Source organism: Arthrobacter sp. STN4, from assembly GCF_024539665.1.
In the GTDB taxonomy this organism is placed as follows: Bacteria; Actinomycetota; Actinomycetes; order Actinomycetales; family Micrococcaceae; genus Specibacter.
This window is the reverse complement of record NZ_JAKZGX010000052.1, coordinates 1-7,435: the sequence shown is the minus strand read 5'-3', so window position 1 is coordinate 7,435 and position 7,435 is coordinate 1. Positions and strand designations below refer to the sequence as shown.

The 7,435-nt window shown below is 64.9% G+C and carries 7 protein-coding genes and 1 pseudogene; 5 read left to right on the top strand and 3 right to left on the bottom strand.

Going from position 1 to position 7,435, the window contains the following annotated elements:
• The 4 genes from MMF96_RS19040 to MMF96_RS19025 form a co-directional block, all read left to right on the top strand.
• Positions 1 to 250 (top strand): hypothetical protein (locus MMF96_RS19040; protein ID WP_256884434.1); only part of this gene is annotated, 250 nt, incomplete at its 5' end.
• A 608-nt stretch (positions 251 to 858) separates the two neighbouring features.
• On the top strand, positions 859 to 2,358 hold the full coding sequence (locus tag MMF96_RS19035) for an amino acid ABC transporter substrate-binding protein/permease (protein ID WP_256884433.1): 1,500 nt from the start codon (positions 859 to 861) through the stop codon (positions 2,356 to 2,358).
• A complete protein-coding gene (locus MMF96_RS19030) occupies positions 2,355 to 3,107 on the top strand; it encodes an amino acid ABC transporter ATP-binding protein (protein ID WP_176618387.1) in 753 nt (250 codons plus the stop codon). Before MMF96_RS19035 ends, MMF96_RS19030 begins: the two co-directional genes overlap by 4 nt.
• A gap of 89 nt (positions 3,108 to 3,196) precedes the next feature.
• Entirely contained in the window at positions 3,197 to 4,108 is a 912-nt protein-coding gene (locus tag MMF96_RS19025) for a glutaminase (RefSeq protein ID WP_176618386.1), read from the top strand.
• Positions 4,109 to 4,217: 109 nt separating this feature from the next.
• On the opposite strand, the gene glnA is transcribed toward MMF96_RS19025, so the two are convergent.
• On the bottom strand, positions 4,218 to 5,642 hold the full coding sequence (glnA, locus tag MMF96_RS19020) for a type I glutamate--ammonia ligase (RefSeq protein ID WP_176618385.1): 1,425 nt from the start codon (positions 5,640 to 5,642) through the stop codon (positions 4,218 to 4,220).
• Positions 5,643 to 5,813: 171 nt separating this feature from the next.
• On the opposite strand from glnA, the gene MMF96_RS19015 reads away from it, so the two are divergent.
• The gene (locus MMF96_RS19015; protein WP_256884432.1) at positions 5,814 to 6,251 is read left to right on the top strand and encodes an RDD family protein; all 438 of its coding nucleotides are present in this window, start codon (positions 5,814 to 5,816) and stop codon (positions 6,249 to 6,251) included.
• Between the two features lie 100 nt (positions 6,252 to 6,351).
• Here the strand turns inward: MMF96_RS19015 and MMF96_RS19010 are convergent, their stop codons facing one another.
• Entirely contained in the window at positions 6,352 to 7,119 is a 768-nt protein-coding gene (locus MMF96_RS19010; protein ID WP_176618383.1) for a DUF4191 domain-containing protein, read from the bottom strand.
• Between the two features lie 92 nt (positions 7,120 to 7,211).
• Positions 7,212 to 7,435: pseudogene (locus tag MMF96_RS19005) on the bottom strand (lipoyl synthase); the annotation flags it as partial.

Genomic DNA, 7,435 nt, shown 5'->3' with positions numbered 1-7,435 from the left:
CGGCGTTGGCGGGTCAGTGGATCTGGCCGTATTCGGCGAAGGGTTCGACGGCGTTGGCGGGTCAGTGGATCTGGCCGTATTCGGCGAAGGGTTCGACGGCGTTGGCGGGTCAGTGGATCTGGCCGTACTCGGCGAAGGGTTCGACCACGTTGGCGGGTCAGTGGATCTGGCCGTACTCGGCGAAGGGTTCGACCACAACGCAGGCGTAAGCCACAACAAGGTTCCGGCCCCTACGGCCGGGCAAAAATAAATCCTTTCGAACCACAGGAAATGCGGGACTGGCCGGAGATCCGGCCGGACCCGCATTTTCCTTGTCCGCTGCAGGGAGTGGCAACCGGACAGATTCACGGCAGCTTTTTTGTCGATCGCGCTCCCGCTAGGCGACGTGCGCCACACTAATGTTGATGGCAGCGGGCCGGCCAGGTCCACCCGGCCCCGCCCCACACCGCCGTGGGCAGGCGGGGATTGTACAAAGGAGTCAAAGGAGACCCCGCCATGTCCCAGCTGCTGAGCACTGAAGCCCCCCGCACGCAACAGGCCCGCCGGCCGGATCCGGTGACGGCGCCGGCCCCGTTTGCCGCTGCCGAAAGCACCCCCGGGCAGGTCCCAGCCACCACGCGCGGTACGGTCCCCTGCGACACTGAATGCCCCTACTGCGCGGGACCCGAAACCGACTGAAAGCGGCGCCCGCCGCCATTTCGCATAGAATCTATCCCTGACACCTGCGCTGGCGCAGCCCCTGGCCCAAGGGCGCAGCCTTTGGCATGCCCCAAAACACAGGCTGACCCCTGCCTGTGACACGCCGCGCGGGCCCCACCACAACGAAGGATGGATGCAAAAACCTTGAAAACCTACCGGTTGGCCACCCGACGCGGAAGGGCTGCGCTCGGCGCGGCACTGACCGTCCTGGCCCTGTTCCTAGGCGCTGCCTCGGCGTCCGCAGCCGTGCTCCCGGCACCCGCCACCGCGCCCCAGGCCGCTCCTGCATCCGCCCCCGCGGCGGCAACGGACGCCAAGGGCAAGACCTTTGCCATCGCTACTGACACCACGTTTGCACCGTTTGAATTCCGCAACGGCAGCGGCGACCTGGTCGGCATCGACATGGACCTGCTGCGGGCCATCGCCGCCAACCAGGGCTTCACTGTGGACATCAAGTCCCTCGGCTTTGACGCGGCCCTGCAGGCACTGCAGTCGAACCAGGTGCAGGGCGTGATCGCCGGCATGTCCATCACGGACAAGCGCAAGCTCATCTTTGACTTCTCCGACCCGTACTTCGACTCCGGCGTCCAGATGGCCGTGGCCGAGAACGACGACACCGTGAAGGACTACGCGGCGCTGAAGGGCAAGACGGTTTCCGTCAAGCGAGGCAGCGAGGGCGAAACGTTCGCCAACTCCATCAAGGACAAGTACGGCTTCACCGTCAAGTCCCTGGCCGACTCCGCGACCATGTACGACGACGTCAAGGCCGGTAACTCCGTGGCAGTATTTGACGACTACCCGGTCCTCGCCTACGGTGTCAGCCAGAACAACGGGCTGAAGATCGTCACACCCAAGGAACGCGGAAGCTCCTACGGTTTCGCCGTCAACAAGGGCCAAGACGCCGATCTCCTGGCGGCCTTCGATGCGGGACTGGCCAATTTGAAAGCCAATGGCGAGTACCAAAAGATCCTCGACAAATACCTGGCGGCACCGGAAACCGTGAAGCAGACCGGCTTTGTTGACCTGCTGGTGAACAGCTTCCCGGCGCTCATGAAGGGCCTGGGCATGACGCTGCTGGCCACGGCGCTCTCCCTCGTCATCGCCCTGGTCCTGGGCGTCCTGTTCGGCTTCTTCAAGGTCGGGGAGAACAAGATCCTGCGCGTCATCGCCAGCATCTACGTGGAAATCTTCCGCGGCACGCCGCTGCTGGTCCAGGCCTTCTTCTTTTACTTCGGCCTGCCCCAGCTCACCGGACAGCCGCTGAATGTGCTGACGGCCGGCGTCATCACGCTGAGCCTGAACGCCGGGGCGTACATGACCGAAATCGTCCGTGGCGGCATCCAGTCCGTGGACCCGGGCCAGCTGGAAGCCAGCCGCAGCCTGGGCCTGGGCTACGTCACCTCCATGCGCCGCGTGGTGGTGCCGCAGGCCATCAAGATCATGACGCCGTCGTTCATCAACCAGTTCGTCATCACCTTGAAGGACACCTCGCTGCTGGCCGTCATCGGTTTTGCGGAACTGACCTACCAGGGACAGCAGATCTACGCGTCCAACTTCCGCACCGGTGAAACGCTGATCATTGTGGCGGCCCTGTACTTTATCGTGATCTTCATCTTGACCCAGTTTTCCAACGCCCTGGACAGGAAGTTCAACAAATGACCGCCACCACGCATGCAAAGAGCGCAAAGATCAGCGTCCGGGACCTGAAAAAGTCTTTCGGCGCCAACGAGGTCCTCAAGGGCATCGACGTGGATGTTGCCGAGGGGGAGGTGGTCTGCGTGATCGGCCCGTCCGGTTCGGGCAAGTCAACGTTCCTGCGCTGCCTGAACAAGCTCGAAGACATCACGGCCGGCACCGTCACGGTGGACGGCTTCGACCTCACGGACCCCAAGGTGGACCTGAACGCCGTCCGCCAGCACATCGGCATGGTGTTCCAGCACTTCAACCTCTTCCCGCACATGAGCGTCATCCAAAACATCATGCTGGCCCCGGTTGAGCTGAAAAAGCTGGACAAGGCCGCCGCCCGGGCCAAGGGCATGGAGCTGTTGCAGCGCGTGGGGCTTGCCGAAAAGGCCGACGCGCGTCCGGCGTCGCTCTCCGGCGGCCAAAAGCAGCGCGTGGCCATCGCCCGCGCGCTGGCCATGAACCCCGGCATCATGCTCTTTGACGAGGCCACCAGCGCCCTGGACCCCGAAATGGTCGGGGAAGTGCTCCAGGTGATCCGCGACCTCGCCGCCGAGGGCATGACCATGGTGGTGGTCACGCACGAGATGGGCTTCGCCCGGGAAGTGGCCGACCGCGTCATCTTCATGGACGCCGGCGTCATCTGCGAGGAGGGCGCGCCGGAGGCAATCTTCTCCCGCGCCGAGCAGCCGCGCCTGCAGGACTTCCTGGCCAAGGTCCTTTAGCGGAACCCGCGGGGCGGCCGGCCGGCCGCCCCGCCATCCTGCCGCCGTCGGCGTTCGACGGCGGCACAACTGTGTGAGGAGGCAGCCGCATGGAGCTGCAAGGGGTTGTCGAGGAGATCGTCCACGATGTCCAGCCGCTGCTGGGACAGGGCGCCGTGGCGTCCTATATCCCGAGCCTGGGCAGCGTGCCGCCGGGGAATTTCGGCATGTGCGTGGCCATGTCCGACGGCCCGGTCTACGGTGCCGGGCACTGGCGGGAGCCGTTTTCGATCCAAAGCATCTCCAAGGTCTTCTCCCTGGCGCTGGTCATGTCCTACGACTACGACTCCATTTGGCGGCGCGTGTTCCGTGAGCCGTCCGGCACGCCCTTCAACTCGATGCTCCAGCTTGAGGCGGACAACGGCATCCCGCGCAACCCGTTCATCAATGCGGGGGCCATCGTGGTCACCGACAGGCTGCTGACCCTGACCGGCGACGCCGCCCGCTCCGTCCGCGGATTGCTGCGCAAGGAGTCCGGCAACCCTGCCATCGCCTTCGACGACGCCGTGGCCGCTTCCGAGGCGCAGCACGGGCACCGGAATTCAGCCATGGCCCACCTGCTGGCCAGCTATGGCAACCTGGAAAACCCGGTGGAGGACGTCCTCGACAACTACTTCCACCAATGCGCCCTCCGGATGTCCTGTGAGGACCTGGCCGTGGCGTCCCGTTTCCTGGCCCGCCACGGCGTTTCGGCCGGCGGCACGCCGTTCCTGAGCCCCAACCAGAGCAAGCGGGTCAATGCGGTCATGCTGACCTGCGGGACGTATGACGCCGCCGGCGAATTTGCCTACCGGGTGGGCCTGCCCGGTAAAAGCGGCGTGGGCGGGGGCATCGTGGCCATAGTCCCGGGCCGCTGCGCCGTCACCGTCTGGGGCCCCGCATTGGGTCCCAACGGCAACTCGGTGGCCGGCATCGCCGCCCTCGACGCCTTCTCCACGCGCACCGGCTGGTCCATTTTCTGACCCGTCCGCCGCCGGCCCTTAAACGGTGACGGCGTGCCATGCCGGCGGGGGCGTATGAAAGTTCACACGCCCCCGCCAGCTTGGCACGCCGTCGAAAGCAGCCCGGGGCCTAGCAGCCGTAGTAGAGCTCGAACTCGTACGGGTTCGGGCGCAGCTGCAGGGGCTTGATCTCGTATTCGCGCTTGTATTCGATCCAGGTGTCGATCAGGTCCTGGGTGAACACGCCGCCGGCCTGCAGGAACTCGTTGTCGTCCTCGAGGGCGAGCAGCGCCTCCTCGAGCGACTCGGGGGCCTTGGGGATGTCCTTGGCCTCCTCGGGGGGCAGCTCGTACAGGTCCTTGTCGATGGGAGCCGGGGGTTCGATCCGGTTCTTGATGCCGTCAAGGCCCGCCATCAGCTGGGCGGAGAACGCCAGGTACGGGTTGGAGGAGGGGTCCGGTGCGCGGAACTCCAGGCGCTTGGCCTTCGGGTTGGAGCCGGTGATGGGGATGCGGATGCCGGCGGAGCGGTTGCCCTGCGAGTACACCATGTTGACGGGGGCCTCGAAGCCCTTGACCAGGCGGCGGTAGGAGTTCACCGTCGGGTTGGTGAAGGCGAGCACGGCGGAGGAGTGCTTGAGCAGGCCGCCGATGTACCAGCGGGCCAGGTCGGACAGGCCGGCGTAGCCCTTTTCGTCGTAGAACAGGGGGGCGCCGTTGCTCCACAGCGACTGGTGGCAGTGCATGCCCGAGCCGTTGTCGCCGAAGACCGGCTTGGGCATGAACGTTACGGACTTCCCCCAGGCCCAGGCGGTGTTCTTGATGACGTACTTGAACTTCTGCAGGTCGTCCGCGGAGTGGACCAGGGTGTTGAACGTGTAGTTGATTTCCGCCTGGCCGGGAGCGCCCACCTCGTGGTGGGAGCGCTCAACAGCGAGGCCGGCGTTGTCCAGCTCGATGCACATGGCATCGCGGAGGTCGGCCTGGTGGTCAATCGGTGCCACCGGGAAGTAGCCGCCCTTGACGGGCGTCTTGTAGCCGAGGTTGCCGCCGTCTTCGGCGCGGCCCGTGTTCCAGTTGGCCTCTTCGGAATCAATCTTGTAGAAGGAGCCTTGGGGGGAGGATTCGTACTGGACGTTGTCGAACACGAAGAACTCGGCTTCGGCGCCGAAGAAGGCCGTGTCGGCAATGCCGGTCGAGGCAAGGTAGGCCTCGGCCTTTTCGGCCACGCCGCGGGGGTCGCGGTGGTAGGGGTCACCGGTGCGGGGGTTCACGATGGAAAAGTTCAGGGCCAAGGTCTTTTCCTTGCGGAACGTGTCCACAAAGGCGGTCTTCGGGTCCGGGATGAGCTGCATGTCGGACTCGGCGATGCCCTGGAATCCGCGGATGGACGAGCCGTCGAACAGCTGGCCATGGACAAAGAAATCAAGGTCCACCGTCTTTGCCGGCACGTTGAAGTGCTGCTGGACACCGGGCAGGTCGGTGAATCGGATGTCGATGAACTTCACATCTTCATCCTTGATGAACTGGAGGACTTCTTCCGCGTTCTTGAACATCTACGCTCCTTGGCGTTCTGGATTCCGGCCGATCGGGTTCGGCCATGGGTGCTTTACGCAACTAACAAAAGGCTATGTCTGGGCCATTACTCAAGGGTGTCAGAAATGTTTCCGGCACGTTACGACCACCCCCGTGGGGACGGATTGGTCCGCCGCCGGTAGGCTGGAGGGGTGGTAAATCGTAAAGACATCGGGTCCTGGCTCAGTGGGCCTGACACCTCCAATATATCCAAATACCCGGGCGAACGGTTGGGACTGCCCGAATCCGGGCGTGGTTCGATGGCCCGTTCGGGACGCAGGATCCTGGCGATCTGCATCGACTGGGGCCTGTGCTACTTGATTGCAGCCGCCTTTTTCCACAGCAATTCAACTGCCGTTCTCGGCATTTTTGCCGTGGAACAAATGGTGCTCGTGGGCACGCTGGGCTACAGCGTGGGCCACCGGATCATGGGGATTCAGGTCCAGAGGCTCGACGGCGGCCCGGCCGGCCTGCTCGCAGGCGTGGTCCGCGCCGTGCTCCTGTGCCTGGTGATACCGGCCGTGATCACCGACGCCGACCACCGGGGCCTGCATGACCGTGCCATGAAAACCATCCTGGTCCGCCGTTAGGGCGGCCGGCACAAACAACAACCCAAAAAAGCAGTGCCCGGCGGAATATCCGCCGGGCACTGCTTGTACCTTGGCGCCGTCTCCGGCGGAAATCCCTGGCCTAGCGCCCGCGTGCAGACTTCCGGTCCGGGCGTGCCTTGTACGGGTCGATGCCCTTGGGGATGGGCAGCTTGTTGCCCATGGAGCTGATGCGCTTGTTGACGGCACTGACCTCAACCTTGGTCAGCTCGCCCTTGAGCTTGTTCATCTTCTTCGTCAGCTTCGCGATCGGCACCTGCCCCTCGCCGTTGCCCGTTTCAATCACCGTGACGGCGACGTTGGGCAGGATGCGCCCCAGCCGGCGCCGTTCGGCGTCCACCAGGCCCTTGATGCGCGTGGAGGGCCCCTCGGTCACCAGCACAATGCCGGCCTTGCCGATGGCACGGAACACCACGTCCTGGGTCCGCGGGTTCACGGCGGCGGGCTGTTCTTCAAAGATCCAGCCCTTCTTCAGGGAGCTCAGGGCCGCACCTGCAGCGCCGGGCTTGCCTTCGATCTGGGCGTAGGCGGCACGTTCGGCGCGGCGTGACATGAGCAGCAGCGCGGCCAGCAGGCCCAGCGGGATGCCGACCAGCAGGCCGTTGATCCAGGAGTGCGGCGGGATCAGCAGCGCCACCACCAGGGAGATGACGATCAGGCCCAGGAATGCGCCAAGCATGACCCAGGTGACCATGGGATCGTGGCGGCGCGTCATCTTGAAGATGTCCACCATTTGCTTGAGGCGGCCGGGCTTCTTTTCCTTCTTGGCGCCGCCCTTGGCGGCGCGGTTGAAGAGGGAGCGCTTCGGCTTGTCGGCGGCGGCGTGTGCTGAGTCAGTGGATTTGGCCATAGTAAGTCAATTCTAGCGGGTATTGGGTGCGTTCGGTGCGCAAAGGGGCCGCCGGGCTGCCCGAGGGCTGCCCGGCGGATTCCGGCGTGCGGTTAGCGTGCGGCGATGAGGGAGGCGGCTTCCTGGCGGGTGTGCCCGGAGTCCTCGATGCCTTCGGCGATGTGGGCCAGGTGGGCGGGGATGTCGCGACCCTTCTTGCGCATCGCGGTGGCCCACAGGCGCCCGGCCCGGTAGGAGGAACGCACCAGCGGCCCGGACATGACGCCCAGGAAGCCGATCTGTTCCGCTTCCTCGGAGAGCTCCAAAAATTCCTGCG